The 24,303-nt window shown below is 43.0% G+C and carries 16 protein-coding genes; 7 read left to right on the forward strand and 9 right to left on the reverse strand.

Features of this window, described 5'->3' with window-relative positions:
- The 3 genes from WC955_08630 to WC955_08640 form a co-directional block, all read right to left on the reverse strand.
- The coding region (locus tag WC955_08630) for a DUF2341 domain-containing protein (protein MFA5859119.1) at positions 1–3,288 on the reverse strand (3,288 nt) is incomplete at its 3' end.
- Positions 3,289–4,290, reverse strand: a complete 1,002-nt coding sequence (locus tag WC955_08635; GenBank protein MFA5859120.1) for a protease complex subunit PrcB family protein — start codon at positions 4,288–4,290, stop codon at positions 3,289–3,291. It abuts the gene before it with no gap.
- A 10-nt stretch (positions 4,291–4,300) separates the two neighbouring features.
- Positions 4,301–4,903 (reverse strand): RNA polymerase sigma factor, encoded by a 603-nt coding sequence (locus WC955_08640; GenBank protein MFA5859121.1) that lies wholly within the window; start codon positions 4,901–4,903, stop codon positions 4,301–4,303.
- Between the two features lie 134 nt (positions 4,904–5,037).
- On the opposite strand from WC955_08640, the gene WC955_08645 reads away from it, so the two are divergent.
- Entirely contained in the window at positions 5,038–5,349 is a 312-nt protein-coding gene (locus WC955_08645) for a hypothetical protein (GenBank protein MFA5859122.1), read from the forward strand.
- A 488-nt stretch (positions 5,350–5,837) separates the two neighbouring features.
- On the opposite strand, the gene WC955_08650 is transcribed toward WC955_08645, so the two are convergent.
- A complete protein-coding gene (locus WC955_08650) occupies positions 5,838–6,341 on the reverse strand; it encodes a hypothetical protein (protein MFA5859123.1) in 504 nt (167 codons plus the stop codon).
- A 393-nt stretch (positions 6,342–6,734) separates the two neighbouring features.
- Between WC955_08650 and WC955_08655 the strand changes: the two genes are divergently transcribed.
- The 6 genes from WC955_08655 (at position 6,735) to WC955_08680 (ending at position 16,226) form a co-directional block, all read left to right on the forward strand.
- Positions 6,735–7,970, forward strand: a complete 1,236-nt coding sequence (locus WC955_08655; protein ID MFA5859124.1) for a DegT/DnrJ/EryC1/StrS family aminotransferase — start codon at positions 6,735–6,737, stop codon at positions 7,968–7,970.
- Between the two features lie 6 nt (positions 7,971–7,976).
- Entirely contained in the window at positions 7,977–10,052 is a 2,076-nt protein-coding gene (locus WC955_08660) for a PQQ-binding-like beta-propeller repeat protein (GenBank protein ID MFA5859125.1), read from the forward strand.
- 31 nt (positions 10,053–10,083) lie between these two features.
- Positions 10,084–11,352 carry a sugar ABC transporter substrate-binding protein gene (locus WC955_08665; GenBank protein ID MFA5859126.1) on the forward strand — a complete coding sequence of 423 codons (1,269 nt, stop codon included), beginning with the start codon at positions 10,084–10,086 and terminating at the stop codon, positions 11,350–11,352.
- Between the two features lie 17 nt (positions 11,353–11,369).
- On the forward strand, positions 11,370–12,677 hold the full coding sequence (locus WC955_08670; GenBank protein ID MFA5859127.1) for a Glu/Leu/Phe/Val dehydrogenase: 1,308 nt from the start codon (positions 11,370–11,372) through the stop codon (positions 12,675–12,677).
- Positions 12,678–12,682: 5 nt separating this feature from the next.
- On the forward strand, positions 12,683–14,866 hold the full coding sequence (locus WC955_08675) for a family 10 glycosylhydrolase (GenBank protein ID MFA5859128.1): 2,184 nt from the start codon (positions 12,683–12,685) through the stop codon (positions 14,864–14,866).
- A gap of 106 nt (positions 14,867–14,972) precedes the next feature.
- Complete coding sequence (locus WC955_08680) at positions 14,973–16,226, forward strand: DegT/DnrJ/EryC1/StrS family aminotransferase (protein MFA5859129.1); 1,254 nt, start codon at positions 14,973–14,975, stop codon at positions 16,224–16,226.
- A gap of 99 nt (positions 16,227–16,325) precedes the next feature.
- Here WC955_08680 and WC955_08685 read toward each other — a convergent pair whose 3' ends face one another.
- The 5 genes from WC955_08685 to WC955_08705 form a co-directional block, all read right to left on the reverse strand.
- A complete protein-coding gene (locus tag WC955_08685; GenBank protein MFA5859130.1) occupies positions 16,326–18,272 on the reverse strand; it encodes a DUF3604 domain-containing protein in 1,947 nt (648 codons plus the stop codon).
- Positions 18,273–18,303: 31 nt separating this feature from the next.
- Entirely contained in the window at positions 18,304–20,514 is a 2,211-nt protein-coding gene (locus tag WC955_08690; GenBank protein ID MFA5859131.1) for an alpha-amylase family protein, read from the reverse strand.
- 26 nt (positions 20,515–20,540) lie between these two features.
- Positions 20,541–22,694: a beta-galactosidase trimerization domain-containing protein gene (locus WC955_08695; protein MFA5859132.1), complete on the reverse strand. Its 2,154-nt coding sequence runs from the start codon at positions 22,692–22,694 to the stop codon at positions 20,541–20,543.
- Entirely contained in the window at positions 22,682–23,428 is a 747-nt protein-coding gene (gene cysE / locus WC955_08700; GenBank protein MFA5859133.1) for a serine O-acetyltransferase, read from the reverse strand. Before cysE ends, WC955_08695 begins: the two co-directional genes overlap by 13 nt.
- An 86-nt stretch (positions 23,429–23,514) precedes the next feature.
- Positions 23,515–24,303: aminomethyltransferase beta-barrel domain-containing protein (locus WC955_08705; protein MFA5859134.1), on the reverse strand; the 789-nt coding region annotated here is incomplete at its 5' end.

A 24,303-nucleotide genomic window follows, 5' to 3' on the forward strand; every position in this document is an offset into this window, starting at 1 on the left:
CGCAAACCCGCCGGCTTTTATTGTTGGAGCAGTATTTGTTGAAACGTTGACGCTTGTGAGCATACCGGTATTACCTATCCGTAAATAACACACATCATCAATTAACCTGGAAGTATTAGACCCACCTCCTATTGCGTATAAGTACCCGTTATACGCGCTTGTTTTCAGACTATACCGTGGTATAGGCAATGTTGCGGTAGAAAGCGAAAATCCGGTTTGAAACGTACCGTCTGTGTTTAGCTTGGCTGTATATATTTTGTTGCTATAAACACTGGATTCACTCTCGGAGGGAGTTGAATTAGTTACCCCGCCTAATAAGTAGGCCGTATCGTTATATTTTGTAAACCCGTAATGTACTAACCCGGCAGGAAGAGTGTATGTCAACGTACTAAAACTTGACGCGTATCCCAGCGAGTTACAATCCATTGCTTTCATCCGGAAAAACATGGCTTGGTTGTTGGCATACGCTATAGTTTGAGAGGCCACCCAGTTTATGTATGACATACCTGATGGTTTGTACGAATTATTAAGTATTGCATCTGCGTTGATATCTGCCCAGTTCATCCCGTCTTTTGAGTATTGCCAATTTGATGTAATTATATTATATCCATTTGTATCATACGTAGTATAGTTTATCCGTATAGTTCCACTTGAAACCGCAACGCTGTTTATTGCTAATACAGGCATCGCGTTTTGTAGATAGATACCGTCAGAAACAGTAGGATTTGATAGCATACCAATGCTGTTCTCCGCTTTTATACTGAAGTAATACGTCGTATCGTAGGTTAAACTCAACCCGATTTTCACGACGAAAGTCGACAAACCAATATCGGTCCAACTCGCAATGTTTGTTGACCTGGCAGTTGTTCCGATCGCGTACCAATACTTCGCGATATTCGATTCCGGATCGGATACCGATGCCCAGTTCGCAGATAAAGTATGAGTGGAATACGTGGTATCACTATCCTGCCCGGTACCATCCCAAACATAAGTTGGCACAGCAACAATGCTCACCACAGGTTCAGGATAAACAAGTTTACGTATTCTAATATTATCAATTGACCATTGCGATACTGCACAGAAAAAAGACACATATCCCGTGCTATAATATACAGACGAATTATCGACTGCAGATATCTTTAAATTATCAAAATACGCGCTCATACTGCGTCCCACAACTTCAACTCCTACGTTCATCCATTTATTTTGTGTAGCAGTATAAGGAGAAGTAATAAAGGATGGGGATGGTGACCAACAATTGTTCGTAATTTTTAGAAGTTCATATATGCTTCCACCTAATCCTGCAAGTGATGCGCGATACGAATAGTTGCATGATGGAGACGGGGTTTGTATCCTGAAATTAATAGCGAGATTTTCGTTATTGGGCCCATCCCAACGACAGATGCAATCTAATGCGAAGTCTCTGAGTATTAGATTTTTGATTATTGCATAAGGCGGTGTGTAGTTAGATAGTGTTTGTTTAAATACTCCTGAATTTACGCTCCATCCCTGATTGACGTCCCATTTTGATGGCGCAGTGCTTCCGTTGGGATACTCGTTAAAATCGTCGTAGAACTCAAACGTTGCCGGTCCGCTGCTCATCGCTATTGCGGCGGGATTGTTGTAGTACATATAAAACGTAGTGTTTTGCGCTGCTGGAAGTTCGGACACTTTTATCCAGAATCCTTTGATGTTCGATGTATCACTGTCGATCCAATAATTGTACATCGTAGTATTGGTGTTATTAACAAACCTTATATCGTCAACGTCCGCTTGCACTTTGTTTTGCGCACGCAACAAATCAATAGCTACGTTGTTTGTGGATAGATATACTTGGTAATCTGTTAATGTCCCGCTGCTGTTAGATATTGTTACAACTAAACGATCATTCCACGCGTTGTCCCACCAATCCCTTTTTACAGGCGGGACAGGTGTATACGTATCAACTGCAAAAGACGATGATGTGTAGTAAGAATCTGAAATATTTGGCAACTCGCAGTACCGTACTTTATTGGTATACGCTTTATACGCAGTTCCTCCAGCTGTAACATAGAACCTGTTGTTGAATGTTGCTACTCCATGAACGGATAATGTAGTAGGTAATGTTTTGTCGCTTAATTTAAACTCACTAATCGAACCATCAACGTTAAACTTACTATAATAGATTGTATCTAGATATACACTACTACAACCACCAACAAGAAACATGTATCCTTCGTCACCAACTACTATCTCATAAGTTATGCCATAAGGTAAAGTTGAAGACGCGACTGTAAAAGAACCAACACTTCCATCATTGTTTAGTTTCGCATAATATACCTCAGAACCGCCGCCAATGCTGTAGATATATCCGTTCCATACCACTGCGTCATTGAAGCCGAAAGTTGCTGGTAAAGTATTTGTTGATGTTATTATCGGTCCTATACTGCCATCATTATTGATTTTTGTGTAATACACTGTATTGACTGAATACGTTTGCGCAATCCCGCCTAGGATGTATAGATATCCGTTATTTTGGACACAGCCCATACCGGAAAGTCCTACCGGTAACGTGTTTGTCGAGCTGACAAACGAGTTCAATGTACCCGACGAGTTCATTTTCGCATAATGAATTACGTTACTACAACTACCTCCCATACTACCACCAATAACATAGGCGTAGCCGTTGTACCCTATTGCCTGGTGTCCATGCATTCTTAAATCCGCAGGTAATTGTACTGATGATGTAGTGAACGTGTTTATGCTACCGCTATTATTAATTTTAGCGCAATATATATTTTTCGTCGCTTCACTAGGCCCAATATCGCCACCCAAAATGTATAAGTATCCGTTTATATTATCAATTATTGTACCGTGGCCATATACACTCACAGGAATTGTGACAGTCGAGATAACAAAAGTGCCATACCCACCGTTCACAGCTTTCATGCGGAACCACACGCTGTTGTCAGTTAAGGACGACGTAAACGTTGCGGTGGTCACCCAGTCGATATACGATTGCTGCCCGTTAACTTTCGCGGTGTTGTTCCGTATTGCAGCGCTGCTGATGTTTATCCAGGTTACGTTATCCAAGCTGTACTGACAATCGGTAACGGCTATACTATCACCGTCAACGTCGTACGGCGTAAATGATACCCGCATTAGATTACCCATGAACGTTACGCTGTCAATAGCAACACTTGGCGTTGCCGCATGTATAGGGCTGCATATACAGTTGAGTAACAGGGACACAACACAAAAAGTGAAAAGCGTTAGTTTATGTTTCATTATGTTATATATATTATACATTTATTTCCCAATCACCACAATATGGTATGGCTGAATAGCGCCCGGTTTTACTGCTGCGCCGGCTTCCGGCAACGTTTGTTCAAGTTCAAGATATATTTTTTTGTCCGACTCTTCGATACTCGATATTCTGATGCCGTACCCTGAGGTAGGTTTCTCACCCATAAATACTGCGACTACAGTACTTGTTTTAAAATCAATATTGGGTACTGCCGCGGGTAACGACGTCCCGCTGACATGAGTTTTCCATAAAACATCCCAGTCCTTGTAATCGTTGATGATACCCGACTTTTGTTCTTTTACCCCGCTATAAACATCCTGCCATTGTTTGACAATACGTTTCTTCATTAGTTTTACAACGCCGCCACGGAAAACGACAGAAGGTTGTGTACCAACGGTATTTTTTGCCAACTCGATATATTCCTGTTTCGTTTGTGTTTGTACTACTGTTTGCACCGGAGATTGTTTTACCTTACTCGGGGTACTGGTATTACTAGCTACCTGTTTTATTTCGTTTAACACTGTAGTAGTGTCATCAGCTTTTTTTGTAATAACTGTTTTATAATCACTATTTTCAGGTTTAGGCGTTTCTACAACGTTAGTACTGCATATCGAGTTATCACAGGAAGTCGACGCGAGCTGCTTATCATTGTTACGATTGAACGTGATAATCGTAACTACTATCAGACACGCTGCAGCAAAAGCGAATACGTATGTACGATAATCCGCGAATATGTTATGTATCATATTACCGCTGTGTTCTTCGTTTATCGCGCGTACCGCGCCGTCAAGCTGGTCGCCAAGTTTGGCATATACATCAGCGGCTACAGTTTTATGTTCCAACGACGCCAATAACGCAGTAGTACTACGAAAATCTTCAAGAGTAACCCTGCATTCCGCACAACCAGATAAATGTGTTTCTACCATAATTTTGTCTTTTTTTGTTAATTCGTTTTCTAGATACAACACTAGTAAGTCCTGGATCTTCTCGTTTGTGCAAGTCATAAACATAACCTCATTGTTTAACATATTCCTTTAAATACTTTTTAATCTCTTTTAACCCGCGCCCTAACCGCGAACCTATTGTACTGACTGACTCGTTACAGATTCGCGCAATCTCTTGCAGCGGGCGGCCTTCGATATATCTGAGCACTATCGCTACCCTCTGTTCCGGCGTCAGTTTATCAAGCGCGTATTGCACGGCGTTTTCAAGTTCTGCTTTCGAATAACTTTTTTCCGGCGACTGTTTGGGATCTATAATCTCGCGTATACTTGTATCGCCGCTTTTGTTTACCACTTTATCGCTATCTATTGACACAACATCCACAACTTTCTCACGGTTACTTTTGTTGATCCAGTCATTTACTGCGATTTTGTACAGCCACGTCGTCAACGAACTATTGCTACTAAACCGTTTAATACTCTTAAACGCTGTTATAAACGTATCTTGCAAAAGGTCGTGCGCTTTATGCTCACAACCTGTCAGGCGGTAACATATGTTGTACATCTTCTCAGTGTACCGCCGGACCAGCGCACCATACGCGTCAGAACTACCGTTTTTTGCCAACACCACGAGGTCGTTGTCCGACAATTTATTCAACCCCATACTATCCGACATTCTATCCCTTCTACTCCTTTAGACAAACGAGATGCCCAAAATTACGCAAATATTTTTAAAAATCTTTTTCTGCAACAAACATATTTTATCATAATTGCGTTAAAACCGTACGAATTTAAAGTAAAATGTCGTGTATGATAAACAGAATAAACCAGTTCACAACAACGTTTATCGCAGCAACATTATTGCTTACATTAACCGCTATTAATGTTGCATCAAAGGTGGATTACATGAGGTTTGATAAAGTAAAACAGCAGGTAAAACCGCTACAGTTAAGTACACCCCAATCTTTATGTTTCCGCGCCGTATCCTACAATAGGGTTCAGCATGGGTGTAAATTAACCCGCCATTTTGACCCATTTTTAACATTCAATAATGACCCGTCCTGTAGTTATTGTTACCGTCGAAATTATTATACATACCCCCGGGTTAATTTTCAAGGTTAAAGTGGGTCAATTTTCGAGGTTATTTTGCACCTTGTATTTATTACCTGTCAAACCCTATGTCCAAAACGGTTACGCCCAGCGAGTTTGTGAGGTTGGTTAGGGTTTTGTCTATCTTTCTCCGTTGGGTGGGGTCGAACCGAGAAACTATGTCGTCCTTCCTATCCGATACTACAAAACAGCGAATGCCGGCACGGACGAATTGAAAATCCAGGAGCGAGCAGCGCTGGGTTTGAAACAAACTAAGCGGCGTCTATGAACCTGCGTCTTTTGAGAGTTTGCCACAAGCCAGTACCAGCAGCTGTTGCCAGGGGTTTAACAACGGGGGCGAAAAAATATGGGGATCGTTTATCTTATTCCTTAATATTAAAGGTTTTAGGGATAGTGTTTATCTTGTTTTGTAGGGTTTTCGTGGGGATTTGTCCCTAAATGTTTAATTTTGCCCATCACTATAGTATAAAGTAAGTACAATTTGCTGACAAAAATGTGTGCTAAAACATAAAATAATAACCGATACTATAGAGCATAATAACTGTTGGTGGAGTAGTACCAGTACCACCCAACATCTCCGCTGCCTTTTTCCCAATTGCTCCGTACTCTAAAACTCCACCGAATCCTATTTGCGCCGTCAATCCGCCTCTGGCCCGGCGGTAAACATAAGTTAGTCCTAATACTCTTTCACCTAATGTATCATATGTAGTACCACCTTGATTCCAATATGTTACAGAGACAAAGCTACTGTCTATCTGTCCTTTTAGATGATAATTAACCCCGACATCAAATCCTCCAATACCGACACCAGCTTGAATTCCAATACGGTCGTTAATCATTCTTTCGTAATCCGCGCCAATCAGCGAGGCGCCCTGCAATATCCCTATAGTTAAAGCATTTTCCTTGACAACCGGTTTCTTGACATCCGGCATTTCTTCAGCAAACAAGTTTGTACAAACAACGACCGTTAACACAGCGAAGACAAACAACACTTTTTTCTTCATTTTTCAATCACTCCTTTGTTTTGGCACTCTGATATCTTCACTAGAGTTGTTGCATAATTGCAACTCTCTCTCTAAATGTAATAGTAGTATACTACGAAATTTCTAATAATTGTCAATAATTTTCATTCGGAATCCTCCATTTACCCTTTAAAAAGAGAGTTTTATTCCTAATATCTGTAAATTAACCCCGAGTTTGACCCACTTGTAACATCGAATATTAACCCGTCTTGTAGGAGATGGGTCAATTTTGGAGGTTATTTTGCACCCGGTTTTTCCACCATTATTTCTGTTGTGGAATAATATATTGAATTAAGTTTCATATTTAATTATAATATGCCCTTTAACAGTAAATATTTGGAAGTTTTATAACGAAAAAAAAGGAGTACGAACACAATGTCAAAATTAGCGATCAACGGCGGAACTAAGGTACGCAACAAACCATGGACAAAATGGCCGATCTTTGATAACGCAGAACGTAAAGGCTTGAATGAAGTCCTGGAAAGCGGTAAATGGTGGTACGGCGCAAAGGTTAAACAATTTGAAGCAGAATACGCAAATTTTCATGACGCGAAGTACGCTGTATCCTGTACCAACGGCACTGCAGCTTTGGAGATCGCGCTTATAGCATTAGGTATTGGCGCGGGTGACGAAGTTATTATCCCGCCCTACACGTTTGTCGCAACCGCCACAGCTGTCCTAAAAGTCAACGCAATCCCCGTTTTTGTAGATGTCAACGAAGACACCTGGTGCCTTGACGAAAAACTTATTGAAAAAGCGATTACAAAAAAAACAAAAGCAATTGCGCCGGTACATTTTGGCGGCCTACCAGCAGATATGGATAAAATAAACAAACTCGCAAAAAAGTATAACCTCAAAGTTTTGGAAGACGCATGCCATAGCTGGGGCAGTAAATGGAAAGGTAAAGGCACAGGCGCATTAGGCGATATGGGCGCATTCAGTTTCCAGGCAAGTAAAAACATTAACTCCGGTGAAGGCGGGATTATTCTCTCGGATAATAAAGACTACGCTGACCTTGCAAGATCATACTCAAACTGCGGACGCTTACTTGATAAACCATGGTACGCGCATTATATCCTCGGAGGTAATTACAGGCTAACCGAATTCCAGGCAGCTATATTATTAGCACAACTAAGCCGTCTTGGCAAACATACTTCAACAAGAGAAGCAAACGCTGCGTACCTAAACGAAAAACTTGGCGATCTCCCGGGGATAAAATTAACGAAACGCGATAAACGCGTCACCCGGCGGTCGTATCACCTTTATAATTTCCGGTATGTAGAAAAAGAACTTGGCGGTGTACCACGTGAAAAGTTTATAGCTGCAATGGCTGCGGAAGGGTTAGGTATCTCTGGCGGGTACCCGCATCCGTTATACAAAAACCCGTTATTCCTTACAAAAGGCACTGGAGCGAAACACTGCCCGATCTCATGCCCGTACTACGGCAAAAAAGTTGATTACTCAAAAGTTAAATGCGACGTTACGGAACGGATCTGCTATAAGGAAGGCGCATGGTTTGGACACACAGTCTTACTGGGAAATAAACAGGATATGAAAGATGTTGTCACAATATTTGAGAAAGTTATTGGCAACATTAACGAGCTCAAATAACGCAACGTGGTAATAATCATTAAGCAACTGCGTGTATTTTGTTTATCAACAGTACTCGCAGTTGCTTGCACCCTGGCGGAACTACAAGGGTTTACATTCGTACAGATAACCGATACCCACGCACCGGTTTCCTCAACAACATTGGCTAATGTGGTAAAAGAAATCAATGCGTTACCCGAGAAACCATCATTCGTGATTGACACCGGCGACTTCACAGAAACCGGCCTTGAACATGAGTATAAGTTCTATAAAAACGCTATCAGTAAACTCAAAATCCCGTACTATCCATTACCAGGCAACCACGAGACTGCATGGGTGGATATCGCAAAAACGCGGTACATAAAGTATTTCGGGAACCTCTACAAATCCTTTGATGCTGACGGTATACACTTTATCCTGCTTGACAGTACTATTGTAGGTGAACACTACGGCCATTTTAGTAAAGTACTGCTTGAATGGCTGAAAACTGATCTCAAAAAAATAGGTGCTGAAACACCGGTAATCCTATTCTCCCACCACCCGGTTACGCACAAAAATACGTTTGTGGATAACGAACACGAAATCATGAATATTCTTGAACCGTACAACGTTATTGCCTGGTTTTGCGGGCACGGGCATAATGATACGGTATGGAAAACTAATGGTATAACTTTTGTTATGACAAAAGCGGTCTACGCAAAAATGTCTTACCGTATAATCGATATAAATACCGACGGTATACGTATGTACAACAAAACCCTGGGTAAAGATAAAATAACTGATAAAACCGTGATCCCCCTAAAACGCGCACATGCACCGTCAGTCACGATTGACGCTCCCTACCCCGGTGAATGGATACACGAACTACCGTTTTACTTAAAAGTTGTAGTTGATACCACAACTTTTGATATGCCATTAACCGCTCCGTTGACTCTACAGTACCGTATCAACGAAACTGAATGGAAACAGTTAACACCCATAGATAATGCGTATTACATAATTATTGTATCAACCCCTGATATTGACGGTGAACAGTTGCTGGAACTCGCAGTGCAACGCATCCCCGGTGAACGCTGGGTACAATGGGTAGATTACGGGTTTAAACATGTTGACCGCAGGTTATGGACCCGCTGTATAAGTGACAGTATCCGCACAAAACCGGTAGTATTCCAGGGTAAAATACTGTTTGGCAGTGACGACGGCAACCTATACTGCCTTGATGAGAATACAGGAACTGACCTCTGGAAATTCAGTACTGGCACGGCTGTGCACTCAACCCCCGCGGTTTCGAGTAATACCGTAATCTTTGGCGCTAATGACAGCAATGTTTATGCAGTATCCGTTAATGACGGTAAACTCGTCTGGAAATACAAAACACAAGCCGCGGTAACCGCCTCGCCACTGATTTATAATAACAACGTATACATAGGTTCCGGGGATAATTACATGTATTGCCTGGATACAAAAACCGGGAAAAAGAAGTGGGCATACAAAACCCGTGGCGCAATTATTTCAAAATCTATTATTGAAGACAACAAAATTATTTCCGGCAGCTGGGACGGCAACCTCTACGCATGGGAACCGCTTGACGGTAAACTCATATGGTCAATCCAACTTTCAAAACATATATATTACGCCCCCGCAATTGCGGCACCTGTTTATGAGTATAAAACAAACACTATGTATATCCCTATCCCCAACGGCACTCTTTATGCTATCAATCTTTCCACCGGAGGTATTACGTGGGCCACAAAACTTTCCGGCGGATGGTCAACCCCTGTGATTTCAAGCAATACTGTTATCAATGCAGGGATTAATGGTAAGATATACAGCGTTTCTCAAACAGATGGTAAAACCGTATGGGAAACCAGTACCGGTGACACTTTCTATGGTTCATCCCCCATTATTTTGGATGGATACATCTACATTTGCGGCAGGTCAGGGACTCTATACAAACTTGATGCGTTGACTGGAACCGTGATATATTCGTATCATATGAACTCGGGTAATATATTTTCGGACATAACAATCGCAGATGATATGGTCTTTATCCCGGGCATGAACGGTTGTTTGTACATATTAAATTATAGCCAGTTATGGTAATTTATTTATAGATTGGAAGGAACTAAATTCAATGAAACAAAAATTAATGGCATGTATTCTATCCTTACTCCTACCCTTAACTTTCCTGAGTTCATGCGCAAAAAATAATGGTACCGATTCTTCCGGCAGGACGGTTATACGTTATACTAACTGGGAAGTCTTACCTACGCAAATAGAACTCATGCGGCAGATCATCGCGAAGTTTGAAAAACAAAACCCGGATATCAAAGTAAAACTTGAATGGGGTTCGAAGTCAGACAAAATTATTACCGAACTTGCCGGAAATTCCGCGGCTGACGTTTTTTACTGGGTAAACCCGGTAGATCTGTTTAACAAAGACGTATTGGAAGACCTTACCCCGTACATTGAGAAGTATAAGGTTAACTTAAAAAACTATTATCCCACTACAGTACTTGAAGGCTCGCATAAAGGCAGGCTTATGATGTTCCCCCTTCACTTTTCAAGCTACTGCCTTGCGTATAACAAAGACATCTTTGATAAAGCCGGGCTCCCGTATCCTACTGATAAATGGACCTGGGACGATTTTTATAAAACCGCGAAGAGCCTCACCCGCGATAATAACGGCGATGGAGGAAGAGATTGGTATGGCACAACATTACCCCAAAAAGTTATTATGCTCCGTATGAACGGCGGAACGCTGATCAACGAAAAAACTTTAGAACCTGCAATTGACACAAAAGAAACCCGTGAATTCATTGATTTTGACGTCAAACTATACAAAGAATGCTGCCCATCACCTGAGGAAGAAGAAACTTTTGGCGGGAAAGTAGGGGTCAACCTTTTTATGACAGGTAAAATCGCAACGCAGATCGCTCCAACATTCATGCTTGCACAATTTTCTAAAATCTCCGCATTTAAATGGGACGTCACAGCAATACCGGTACCAACCGGTAAACAACGCAAGAATTTTATCACTACCGGCGGGTTATGCATACCAAAACAGTGTAAGAATAAAGACGCAGCATTCCGGTTTATACAATTTTACTGCGGGCCGGAAGGACAGGCATTACTCGCACAAACAAAAAATTGTGTACCGTCACTTATAGAAGCAGCAAAAACATCATTTGCAGTACCTCCCCCGGATAATATAAAATACTACCTTACTGCAGCGGAGAACGCGAGTATGCTACAACCGCAGATAAGCGCGTACAAAGAAATTATATCGCAGCATTTTAATAAAGAACTGCAGTTAGTTGAACTTGGGAAAAAGACGCCGGAACAGGCGATAAAAGATATAGTTGCGGGTAGCCGTGTGATACTTGATACATACAAAAAATAAGATTAAGGAGTACTAACGTGGCAACAAAAGTCAATAAGTTTTCTGACATGGAAGAAATTTTGGAGGTAAAAGAAGCGCCAACACGGACAACTCACCTGATGGCAAAAGTTGGGAAACGGTTAGGCTGGCCTGAAGACACCGTAACCGAACTTATCCATCCGGAACAAATATTTATAGTACGCCTCCCCGTAAAATCATGGGGTAAGGTTTTACCCGTATGGGCATGTATATCATTACACAACAGCGCCCGCGGGCCGTATAAAGGCGGTATCCGTATTGCTGAAGACGTATCTTTATGGGAAACAATGGAACTTTCGAGGTTGATGACACTAAAAACTTCAGTCAGCGATATTGAATTTGGCGGAGGTAAATCCGGGATCAAAGTCAGTATGAAACAGGCATACAGGCTATTCGGTAAAACAGAACGTGACCCTGAATTTGAAAAAGTTATTACGCTGGATATCTGTGCGGAATTCGCGCATCAAATCCGGCGGTTTTTGATGGATCATACGTATATCCCAGCACCGGACATGGGCACCGGGCCGGATGAGATGGCATTTATTTATAATGAAACCCTTGACCCTGCGTCAGTAACGGGTAAACCCGAAGGTATCCAAGGCTGGCTACCAGGAAGAAAAGAAGCAACCGGGTACGGGTGTAGTTACGCAGCGATGTGTATGATAACCGATGTATTGAACCTTGACCCAAAGAAAGCAACTGTCGCGGTACAAGGTTTTGGTAATGTAGGATCATACCTCTGCGTTTTCCTCGCAAAACAAGGAGTTAAGATAGTCGGTGTTACCGACGTAGGCGGCGGGTGTTACGACCCAAAAGGGTTGGATATTGATGCATTAATAAAATATGCCGCTACGAACCGCACAGTTGACGGGTTCACCTCAAAGAAGTTAACTAATAAAGAATTATTCGCCTTACCTGTAGATATCATAGTCCCTGCAGCAGCCGGCGGGGTTATCACGGCAGAGAATGCAAACGAAATAAAAGCAAAAGCTATAGTTGAAGCCGCCAACGCACCGGTTACTATCGAAGGCATGGCAATCCTTGACCAACGCGATATAAAAGTATTCCCGGATATCATCACGAACTCCGGCGGTGTAATTGCATCGATGGAAGAATATTCGCGGTCACTAAGCGCGATGAAAATCACTAAAGAAGAAGTGTTCAAGATTATTACCGAAAAAATATCTGCAGCGCTTAACTGGACAATCGCGAGTAATAAAAAGGATAAGGTAAACTTTGTGGAAGCTGCAATTGACCTTTCAATGCGCAGGGTGTATAACGCAATGCGTAAACGCCGGCATATCTGAATTAGATGCGGATCAAGTTACTAACTCTGTTCATTATTTGCCTGATTTTTACTTTTATCACTATAACAGTGATCTCAGCAGATGATATCCCCCTGTCATCACTACCAATCCTGCAGTCAACTCAACCTGTTACGGAGATAACATCAACGGTAGTAGAATCCCGCGGAATCTGGATAGATAACTCAAGCTTAATGCGTGATTTAAAGTTAAGCACTCCGCCAGTGGACTCACAAAAAGTTGTAGATAACATCGCAGTGCGTATCTCAACCGCTAATTTCAACCAAGTATTCCTTGAGACAATGAATAACGGGTACTCAATATTTGTATCCACACAGATCAAGCAATGGGCGGAACTCGAGGGAACGGATTACCTCACTACGTTTATAGACGAGTTTCATAAACAAGGAATCGAAGTCCACGCGTGGCTCTGGGTATTTATGATGGGCACGCGTGACAAAGGCGGATTACTAAAAACTCATCCTGACTGGGTGATGGTAGACAAAACCGGAAACCCTCAATCAAAACCTCATTACTGGGCATGTCCGTCGCGACAGGACGTACGTGATTACCTAATATCATTATACCGCGAGATTATCACGAAATACGATATTGACGGATTGCATCTTGACTACCTGCGGTATCCTGAAGACAAGGAACCGTATTATTGTTACTGCGACAACTGCGTTTATGAGTTTAAAAATAAGTATGGCATTAACCCCCGCGAGATATCTCCTGAGGATACCGTTAACTGGACGAAATGGTGCCAGTGGAGGGAAGAACTGATAACAAGTTTCGTTAAACGCGTCCGTGATGAAGTGCTACCGTTACGGCCGGGAATACAATTATCCGCAGCGGTAGCCGGTGCGTATCTTTATGAAATAACGATGAATTACCGCCAACAAAAATGGATGAAATGGATTGACCGGCAATACCTTGATTTTGTCACCCCGATGACTTACGACAGTATTACTTCATCATTCAGGAATAATGTTAAACAACTAAGCGGGATGGTGGATAACCGCACATTTATGTATCCCGGGATAGGGTTTTATGCATACCCTAATGACACGCAAAAGCTTGTGGATCAAATACTTGCCACACGCGAGCTTGGATTATACGGGCAAACACTATTCGCGTACTATTATTTAACTGACGAGCATATCAGTGCGTTGAATACCGGGCCGTACAAAGTTAAGGCGGTAACTTTGCATTCAAATCCGTTACTCACTGCAGGGAAAGTTGTAAGTTTAGAAATTATCCCCGCGCTGGGATTGATGTATGAAGACTCGATCAGTGTTAACGACAAAAGCGTTATTTCTACAGCAATAGAAGGGTTTGAATCTATCGGTTCCTGGCTTACCCGCTATGACGCTGTGTTAGATATAGATGATATCAGTAACAAAATTGAGGATACTGCAGCGCCGTTATTCAACGTTCTAATAGACACCTCTTCAGTATCAGTTGACAACAAAATACGCGACAATATCAATAAACTTGACGTTATCCTAAAATACGCAAAGTTTAACCGAAAAATCACGGATGTACCCGGTAAGATAATTGATTGGGGTATTGTACCGGAATGCTATACAGTTTATACATCAACCCCGCCGGTGATTGATGGTATCCCAAACGACGATACGTGGAAAGGTTTAACCCCCGCTGCGTCTGGGTTCAAACTAAACCTCGGGGATGGCACACCTAGTAATGATACGTTGGTTTATACAGTTTATAATGATACAGCACTATATTTTCTCTTCAACTGCATTGAGGATGATATCAGCAACCTCAAAACTACAGCTATGGAACGTGACAGCATGGTTTTCTTTGATGATTCTATAGAACTTTTTGTTGATACAACAACAACCCGCAGGCAGTATATCCATCTTGTAATGAACTCTATCGGCACAAAGTTTGACCAGCAAAACATGAATGGCGCGGAATCGTTCAATGGACAATGGAGTGTAAGATGTTCCACATCAACCGGCAGCTGGTATGCCGAAGTTATTATACCGTACACGGATTTAGGGTTATCCGCAACACCAACAGCTGGAAGAAGAGTTGCTATTAACTTCGCAAGAAGTAGGTATGTGCGTAACAAGGACAAAGGCACTGACGAATACTCAGCGTGGTCCTGCCCATATGGCAGTTTTCATAACCCCAAACGTTTTGGTACGCTGGTATTCAAATAATTATTTTATATATCCCCCACACCGTTCCATTTTTGTATAATCTTCAGATATCACAGTAATTTAGGAATAGTTGAACAGTATATTTTAGTAAAGGAGTACATTTTTTATGGTAGAAAAGTTGGCAAGAGACGGCGGGACACCGGTCCGGCAGAAACCCGTTCCCCCGAGAATATTGATTGGAAAAGAAGAAAAACTTGCAGTAGACGCTTTGTTTTATAAAGCGATGCTATCCGGCGGCGCGTTTGACCGTTACGGAAAGCTTACGGATGTCGATCTTTATGAACAGGAATACGCTGCGTTTTACGGCGTAAAATATGCAACAGCGGTAAGCGCAGGTACCGCAGCAGTACACACAGCAATCGCGGCATTACGGCTCGAACCAGGTGATGAAATTATCACATCACCGATTACCGATCCCGGCACTGTTATGCCGATAACGTTATGTATGTGTATCCCAGTATTTGCCGACCTTGATTATGCCACCGTAAATATGTCCGCTGAAAGTATCGAGAAGTGTATCACTGAGAAAACAAAAGCCGTGATCGTTGTCCACCTTGCGGGCCAGCCGTGCGATATGGACGCTATTATGAAAGTCGCAAAAAAACATAACCTCGTTGTTATTGAAGACTGTGCGCAAGCGCATGCAGCTAAGTATAAAGGTAAATACGTAGGTTCAATCGGCGATATGGGCTGCTACAGCCTTATGAGCGGTAAACATACTACCTCAGGCGGGCAAGGCGGGATGGTTATCACCAATAACGAAGAATATTATTGGAATGCCAAAAGATTCGCTGACCGCGGGAAACCGTTTAATTCAACAGAAGGAACAAATTTATTTGCCGGGGTAAACTATCGAGTAACCGAACTTGAATCCGCAGTTGGGCGTGAACAGCTGAAAAAAACTGAATCTATCGCGCAGAAACGCCGCGGGTTTGCCAGCGCGTTAGCTAAGAAGCTTGAAACTACGAAAGCATTCCGGTTATGGAAATCTACGGACGGTGCGGAACCCAATCCATGGTTCTGTTTTGTCCACTGCGACGCTGCGGTACTCGGAGCGAAACATGAAGACATCGCAGTTGCTGTTGCTAAGGAAGGCGTATCTGTTGGCGCGCATTACGTCCGGCCGATATACGAACAAAAATGGATGAAGGAACGATTAGTGTTCGGTACATCGAAACTTCCATGGTCATTACCAAACGCAAGGAAGATTGATTACACAGACTCATGTCCCGTAGCATTAAAGACGATAAATGAACATATGACAATGTATATGCACGAATGCTGGACGAATGACGATGTTGAGATTACATACCAAGCGTTTAAGAAAGTGGAAGAATATTACCTCTCGATCAAGAAGTAGGAATACGAAACTCTGGTGTTTGTTTTTCACAAACACCAGAGTTTCTTTAATTTACTGAAGCAATTTCACTTTAATGCTTTGGAATTGAAGTAGCGTCCCTTATCTATCATTTAAAACCCACACAGGTGACGCCCATGCCATCTCTCCGTCAACCTGATGGATTCTAACATAGTAAAAGATAAACGGTTCTTTTGACCACCGTGCCGGTGGCAGCCACAATTTGTCCAATAATTCGTTATCTTCAAACTTTACAACCAAATCCTGCTGGCTGTTTCCATCAATGGAACGGATAACAACATTATTACGCAGTATTTCCACTTTATTTATTATTGAAGTGCCATTAACATTAATCTCCACAATCCTGCCATTATTCATACCCTTAGATTCTGTTAACACAATCTCACTACCCATGGGATAACCGTTAATTGTATAATCCACCCTTATCCTCGCACTAGTCGTTGCGTAACACCTGCGTGACCACAACGCGTGGAAGATAGACTCCCTAGTTTTTTCTTTCGCCCATACACCCAGGAGGCCGGGTTTAAAATTATATGGCGGGAAGCCTTTCCTGACATTGCTACCGGGATGCGCGCAGTGCATATCCCCTCCGGCAGTGAACCCTATTCTCCATCCCAGTGTTAATCCCCGTTGGACAAACCCTAACGGGTTCTCACCGTGGATTACAGAGTTCTCCGGACGGTTAGGCGACATCCTTGACGGCGCACCGCCGGGATATGTATTACCTTGCTCAGTCGCGAGTTCCGAATTTCCCCAGACAGAATATATCTCCACTAACCTTTCTTTTTCAGGGTCGTGGTCTTTCCAGTCACAATAATTCCCGTCATGCGCGGAATGGTGAGGAATAACAATAGCATCTTCATTTTTTAAGGCTGCGAATAGTTTGTTAGGATTATCATACTCCCCTGTTTCTGAACGGTACATCGGCCTATTATCTTTGAGATAATACACATTGCGGTCACCATCGCCGTTACGTCGCCATTTTGCCCATTCATAACCAAGGAAGGAAACAAATTCACCTGGATTATTAAACACCTTAGCAGAGTTTTGTATTAGAGACCAAAGCTCGTCATTAGTTTCATATTTATGATCATGATCGGACGTTGCACCAAAATCCAAGGCATCAGCATAACGAAAATTATTGTAACACGTCTCCAACGTCCCTAACCCATCGGACATTTCAGTATGTTCATGTATCAAACCCCAGAACAACTTTTGTTCAGGTTCAGTTTTTGTAACCACCACAGGATTACTTATACCGGCAAGGCCAGTCTTTGGCTCACTGACTTCAATTCTAGTAGTCCCCAGGGTAGTAAGCACAAAATTATTGACCATGACCGCCCCTCCGGGATTTACTGCCTCCTGTGTAACCTTCACTACCTGTGTAATACCTTCAGCTTTGACTATAATCTCTTCAGGCAAACCACTCGAAGTATTACCTAATTGATCCTCTACCCGCACAATAAAATTGAACGGCTTATCCGCAACAACATCCGCAGGTACCAACGGGCATAGAGCCGCTCGCTTACCCCCAACTATATCAACCAAAAACGCGGTTTTCATAAACCCGTTGTTAAGTAACCACTGTATTTGTTTATGATGCTTGTTTTCTTCCGTACCAACGACAACTAATAAAAAATAGCAGTTCTTCAGAGTAAACGGCAACGCGTTTGCTTTCTTCCACGATATTTCTAGTTTCGCACCCGAAGGAATACCGGCTTGCGGGATTTTGAACTCTATCCTCAACGGATGTTCCGTAGATATGGCTTCAAGATTTACTGTATCATTAACTTTCGCATAAAGATATCCATCAGCAACAGAATTATTCATTTGCGGCCGTGTTTGCCAATACCCTGATTGCCAACGCGTACCGCCAATCAGGAACACAATTTTTTGTTTCCCGCTAATACCCTGCGGTAATACTACGCGAAACTGCCAGTCAACTTTCTCACCTGCTATTACAACCTTTGGCTTTACTTCACCAAACAAAATATCTTTCGGTAATCTTAAAGGCAAATAGGTTTTCATTATTCTCAGTTATACCTCCTGTTTATTGTTATTATTCAACTATATAAACGTCGTAAAGTTCCAGTATCCCGACTTTGAACTTAATACCATCCCCATTATCGAGATGTTGAGCTGTTACAGATTTCATACTTCCAAGTTTTTTTACTTTTGACAACCCCGGACGATGAAGGATAACCTCAAAATTACGAACGGGTATAGTTTCACGTGCCAACCTCGGGCGGTCAGCGGTAAGGTTAATCATATGAACAATAACCTGTTTTCCTCCATTTTTTTGACGTATATACATTTCAACTGATACCGGTGCGGTAGTTTCTACCACCAACTTATTTTGTAACGCTATCCGTACCGCTGCAACAAGGACATTTTCCTGTGAATGATCCCTAAACTGCGAAATAGCGCTTGCTATCAAATTCGGGAAATACACAACAGCCCCTTTCCCGTGTTTATGCACTACCATTGCGGGATAATCCGATACCGGCTGCAGCGTTGTATACGCTCCTGCAGTAGGCTGCATATATCTTAATGGAACCACACAATCCTCAGCGACCTTTGTATTGAAACAATACGCAGGCCGCGGGATAAGGTCGTAGTCAGACACCGCGGATATCTGTGCATCAATTGATTTGTCTCCAGACGCCACTTTTTTTATATATTGTTCAAATGGGCTGGTAGGATACATCCCGTCAATACTTTTCACTCCGCAAAGGCTGGTGAGCAACACATTTTTATCTCTAGGATTACCCCATTCATCATACCCGCCGGATTCGAACATATTGACAACACTACCCCCCGCTGAAACGTACTCCATAACCTTCTTCACCTGCGCATCACTAAGGCACGCGGTATTCGCAAGGATAAGCGTTTTGTATTTCTTAAGTTTTTCGGTTAATAAATCGTTATCCATAATAATATCAAACTGCACATGCGCCTGCGCTAATGCGTTGTACACTCCAATATACGATCCGTCAGTAATACCGTCGCATATAGCCTTACGTTTAGCAGTATCCTCCGGTGTCAACGTCGACGCTGTATCTACCACCAACCCTTCCTCTTTCCCAGACCCAACTTTTTCATATAACGTTTTGATATTACTTAAATAATACTTTTTTGTCTGGTCACTGCTTAGCACTGCAACATCCGCAACGGGTTGTGTATCAGTAAAATATTCTTCATTATCTTCAATAAAACCCTGTATACGGTTTACCGGTTGTATCAACGCTTTAGGGTTTTGCTCAATTGCATAGTCAAACACTGCAAACCACGGATTTGCCCCGCAGGCAACAGTTTGCGCAATCGAAAGTTCAATCTCCAATGGCGGTAACGGCAGGTAATGCCATGCGCCTAACGCGTAATGAGTATACACAATCGCGGGTAACGTACCTGATGTAAGATACTTCGCTGCCATCGACGAAAAATAGGGTGATGTATTACTACCAAGACCGATAAACGCTTCCGCACTGTTAACATCCTGATATAACTGCAACTTTTCCTGTTGCCGTCCGGTATTCCGTGTTCCCGCAGAGAACGACCCGCCGTTTAGGTAAATCACAGCATCAGGATTGATTGATTTTACTGCGGCTTGCGCATCACGTAGATAGAACGCAAGCGAATCATTGCGAAACTCAACCAACTGTTTCCACGCAAGGTTGCTCCAGTTTTCCGTTCTTGGAATCTCCGCACCGTACTTCTCTTTAAACTGTTTCGCGCAATATGTACAGAAACATGCCCGAGGAAATACTACGGGCCCGTCAAGGAAAACACCGGCGATACCGGTCCGCATAATTTCTTTTAGCATCTCATACGACCAGTCACGCCACGGGCTGTTCACGCACATTGTTGTACCATTACCGTATAGAGGATATATCCGTCCGTATGGACGCCCATCGGCAAGCATTTGTTCCCAATCCTTATGTTGATCACCAAACTCGTAATTAAACCAGTGAAGGTTGGTGTATGCAAGGACTTTAATACCATTAGCTTCCGCATGCGGGAGATAATCTCGCAGAGTGTCAAAATTACCCAACACTTTCGCTTTCTCATACTTTGGAGTGTTAAATGTAACAATATGCCCCGACCCGGGTGAACACGCAAGGTTTGCCATCACCCATTGAACGTTACACCGATACTTTGTCCTCACCTCTTTCGCAACCTTTGCAAGATTCTTTTTTGCGAACCGCTGAACTTCTGTGATGTAGTCCAACCTCATGATCCGCATCGGTTTGTTTACCCAGTTTTTGCTCATACAACAACAACTTCCTCTCTTATTTATTACTTAATAACCACAACTTCGTAATCCCCGACTGTTGATAGTTTGAATGTCACATACCCGGCTTTCACAACGGATTTAATCTTTTTCCCAGCTGCCAATACACGGACATCCGACTTTTTCCCGCTAAACTTCACTCCTATTTCCATGTCATACACTTGAACAATATCTTCTACAGGCCGCGAGATCCGAGTGGTCCAGTTGAGGATATGCAGGACAATAGTCCCGTCGTCAAGTTTGCGGAGGTTAAACTCTACCGACTTCGGTGCATTAGTTTTCAGTTGTAACGGCTGGCTCCACTTGACCGCGTTTGCGACGAACTCGCGGATATCACGGATTCTGTACTTGTAAAACAACACTCCAACAAGGCCGGAGAAATACACGACTTTCCCTTTACCATACTCCCCGACAACTAAGCCGGGTAGGTCCGACGTCCCAACGAACGAGTGGTACCTATGCGGGATCGGGTTCATCAGTTGAGTCAATACCTGGTAATCCGTGTTTTTCTTTAACTTCACCTTAAAATTGTAGTGCGGTATCGGCAGATAATTCCCTACGGTATTGCTGCTTGTAACCTTATGTTTTTTTATAATCTTCTGGTAATCCCGAACAGTCTGGAAAACATTATCTTCCTTCGCAAAAGGTTCAATAACAGCGTTCAAACATTTAAGCTGATATTCATGCATACGTTTGCCAAACTCGTCGTATAACGACGCTTCAAATGACGTGATTACTGTCCCTCCATTTGCGACAAAAGCGTCTACGATCTTGATTTGGTTTGCGTTCATCGCCGCAGCGTTCGGCATAATCAACGTTTTATATTTTTTGAGGTCACCGCTTTCGATGTTGACATTCCCAATAACGTCGAACGGTATATGCGCCTGTGTCAACATTTCGTAGAACCCGCGGAAGCAGGACTGGTACTCCTTATTCGCCTGGGTCGCTTGAATTTCGTAATGATGCGTTCCCGCCGCACCGCCAAGCGTAGCTTTAGTATAATAATCCTCTGTATGGTTCGACCACAGGATCGCAACGTTATTCGCTGATTCTGTGAGGAAATACTTTTCGTTCTTATGGATAAACCCGAACATATCGTTGATCGGTTTCATTTTCGCGGTATCGTTAACCATCTGGTAATCATCGATCGTTACAAACGGATACGCACCGTTAGCCGCGGTTTCTGCGATCAACAACCGCATATCTGCCGTAGGTAACGTGTAATAATCCCATGTTTTGTGGCCGTAACAAAGATATATCGTTGCGGTTTTATCATCCCGCGCGATTGCGCGTTCGTACTTCGCCGCAGCGCCTGCACCCCAGATGGGTACTGTTATAGGCTCGCCGTAAAATACGAAATGTTCCGCACCAATGTTCTCGGAATAATCGCGCAGTTCCTCCGCGCCAAGGCAGTTGAACCACGTGGTGTTGAGCACCACGCTGTTTTTGTAGATCGGAATCCGACGGATTTTGTGTACTACCTCGTGCATCAACGCGAGGTAGTTTCGCATAGAATCGTAACGGAACTTGAGGAACGCGTACCAAATCTCTGAATTCCAGTCCGATGCAACGGGCATTTCAGCACCGGTTTGTTTCTTAAACATTTCCTTGCAAACCGGGCAGTAACATGTTCCTTGAAAAACTGCAGGACCGTCTAGGAATATACCGTCAATCGGGTAATTAACTGTGAGTTCGGTCAACACGTCAGTCGAGTATTTCTGAAACTCTGGAACGTTGACACAGGGAGCGCCGCCGCCGTACGAAAACCCGAGGCTAAACTTTTTTCCATCTGCCATGATTAGCGACCAGGAAGGGTGTTCGTTTATAAAACTGTCGGGAAACCAGTGGCCGTTGAAGTACGCAATGACTTTCATATTATTCTTATGCCCAAGATTGACGACTTCACCGAAAAAGTCGCGGTTGCCGATCCACGGCGCTTTTTCGATAACTTTACTGTTATAAAACGCGCGTACTGTGTCAGGCGAAGACGAACCCGTTGCGGGATAATGGATTACCGTAGCATTCGCTTTTTTCGAAACTTCAATAATCCGTTTTGGGTCAAGAATTTTGGTGTCCTGGCTGCAAGCAGAGAACCACAAAAACCGGTGAAAACGCGGGTCGTTAAACAAATGTTTCATATGGTTGATCACTTTTTGCATTCGCTACTGTTGCTATTCCCGTTTTCATTTTCAAACTCGGCTTCGATTTCCTTTTTCTTCTTTTCGAAGTACTCGTCAATATTCGCGACGACGCCCATCTTGGATTCCACTTCTTTTATCCGTGTTTCCAACGCGTTTTGTTCTTTCACTACGAACTTGATCGCTTCCGCCACAGGATCTGGAAGTTTACCGTGCTGCAACTGGTCCAGGTCAGCTTTTGTAAACCCAAGCCCCACCCGTGCTGGAACACCCACAGCCGTCGCACCAGCTGGAACATCGTGTAAAACAACCGACCCCGCACCGATACGCGCACCGTCGCCGATATTAATTGGTCCGAGCACTGTCGCACCAGTACCAACAACAACGTTGCTGCCCAATGTAGGATGACGTTTCCCTTTGTTTAACGACGTACCACCAAGAACAACCCCGGCGTAGATAAGGCAGTTATCGCCAATCACCGCGGTTTCCCCAATAACTACGCCCATACCGTGGTCAACAAAAAACTTATGCCCTATTGTTGCACCGGGATGGATTTCGATACCCGTGAAAAACCGGTTCAAATGCGATACTAACCGTGCAAGTGTGTAGAAATGGATTTTGTAGAAAATATGCGCGATGCGGTGTGACCACAACGCGTGTAAGCCCGGGTAGCAGAGGAGTACTTCAAACACATTCCTCGCTGCTGGGTCTTTCTCAAATACTGTTTTTATGTCTTCCACAAACCTAATTACCATTTTTCCGCCCGCTTTCTCCCAAATTCATGAATATATTTACTTTTTTATTATATACAAATTTCGTTAATAATTAAACAGTTGCATAATTATATTATACCTCCCCCGAGCACGGTATTCCCGTCGAGGCTATAAAACACCGCGGATTGTCCCGGTGTAACCGCGCGTTGAGGTTCATCAAACTTCAACCTCAACTTTCTGCTATCATTCTCTAAAGTGCTTATCACACACCCTGCGAGCTTGTGCTGGTACCTGATTTTAGCCATACATTTTAGTGGCAGCAAAACAGGATGTTTTACAATCCAATTAATATTACATACATCCACCTGTGACGTATATAACTCAGTTTCATCCCCCACAACAACCATGTTTTTATCCACAAGTATTTTTGTCACATACAACGGTTTCTTTGCGGATACCCCCAACCCCTGCCGCTGCCCGATAGTATAGTACAGTATCCCTTTGTGTTTCCCTAACACTTTACCCGAAGTATTGATGATATCTCCCGGAACAACTCTCACGGGTTTAGTTTCATTTTTTGTTAACCACTCAACAACAAATTCCGCATATTTTTTGCCGGTAACGAAACACACCTCCTGGCTTTCCTTTTTTTCTGCAACAGGCAACCCTGCATTTTTTGCGCATATGCGTACACCGGTTTTTGTAAACCCACCCAATGGCAAAAGTATATACGGCAAAGTTTTCTGGTTAAGTTCATACAGCCAATACGACTGATCTTTATGCTCATCCACCCCGCGGGTGAGGTTATACACAACCTTGCCATCCACCGTCTCTGATAACACTTGCGCGTAATGCCCGGTCGCAAGATAAGTAAACCCCATAGCTTTTATTTTGTCCAATAATAACCCGAACTTTAT

Source organism: Elusimicrobiota bacterium, assembly GCA_041658405.1.
Taxonomy (GTDB): Bacteria; Elusimicrobiota; UBA5214; order JBBAAG01; family JBBAAG01; genus JBBAAG01.

Coding starts and splice junctions, on each gene's coding strand:
- WC955_08635 (MFA5859120.1), bottom strand. CDS start 4,290: ATGACTTGCACAAACGAGAAGATCCAGGACTTACTAGTGTTGTATCTA.
- WC955_08640 (MFA5859121.1), bottom strand. CDS start 4,903: ATGTCGGATAGTATGGGGTTGAATAAATTGTCGGACAACGACCTCGTG.
- WC955_08645 (MFA5859122.1), top strand. CDS start 5,038: ATGATAAACAGAATAAACCAGTTCACAACAACGTTTATCGCAGCAACA.
- WC955_08650 (MFA5859123.1), bottom strand. CDS start 6,341: ATGAAGAAAAAAGTGTTGTTTGTCTTCGCTGTGTTAACGGTCGTTGTT.
- WC955_08655 (MFA5859124.1), top strand. CDS start 6,735: ATGTCAAAATTAGCGATCAACGGCGGAACTAAGGTACGCAACAAACCA.
- WC955_08665 (MFA5859126.1), top strand. CDS start 10,084: ATGAAACAAAAATTAATGGCATGTATTCTATCCTTACTCCTACCCTTA.
- WC955_08675 (MFA5859128.1), top strand. CDS start 12,683: ATGCGGATCAAGTTACTAACTCTGTTCATTATTTGCCTGATTTTTACT.
- WC955_08680 (MFA5859129.1), top strand. CDS start 14,973: ATGGTAGAAAAGTTGGCAAGAGACGGCGGGACACCGGTCCGGCAGAAA.
- WC955_08685 (MFA5859130.1), bottom strand. CDS start 18,272: ATGAAAACCTATTTGCCTTTAAGATTACCGAAAGATATTTTGTTTGGT.
- WC955_08690 (MFA5859131.1), bottom strand. CDS start 20,514: ATGAGCAAAAACTGGGTAAACAAACCGATGCGGATCATGAGGTTGGAC.
- WC955_08695 (MFA5859132.1), bottom strand. CDS start 22,694: ATGCAAAAAGTGATCAACCATATGAAACATTTGTTTAACGACCCGCGT.
- cysE (MFA5859133.1), bottom strand. CDS start 23,428: ATGGTAATTAGGTTTGTGGAAGACATAAAAACAGTATTTGAGAAAGAC.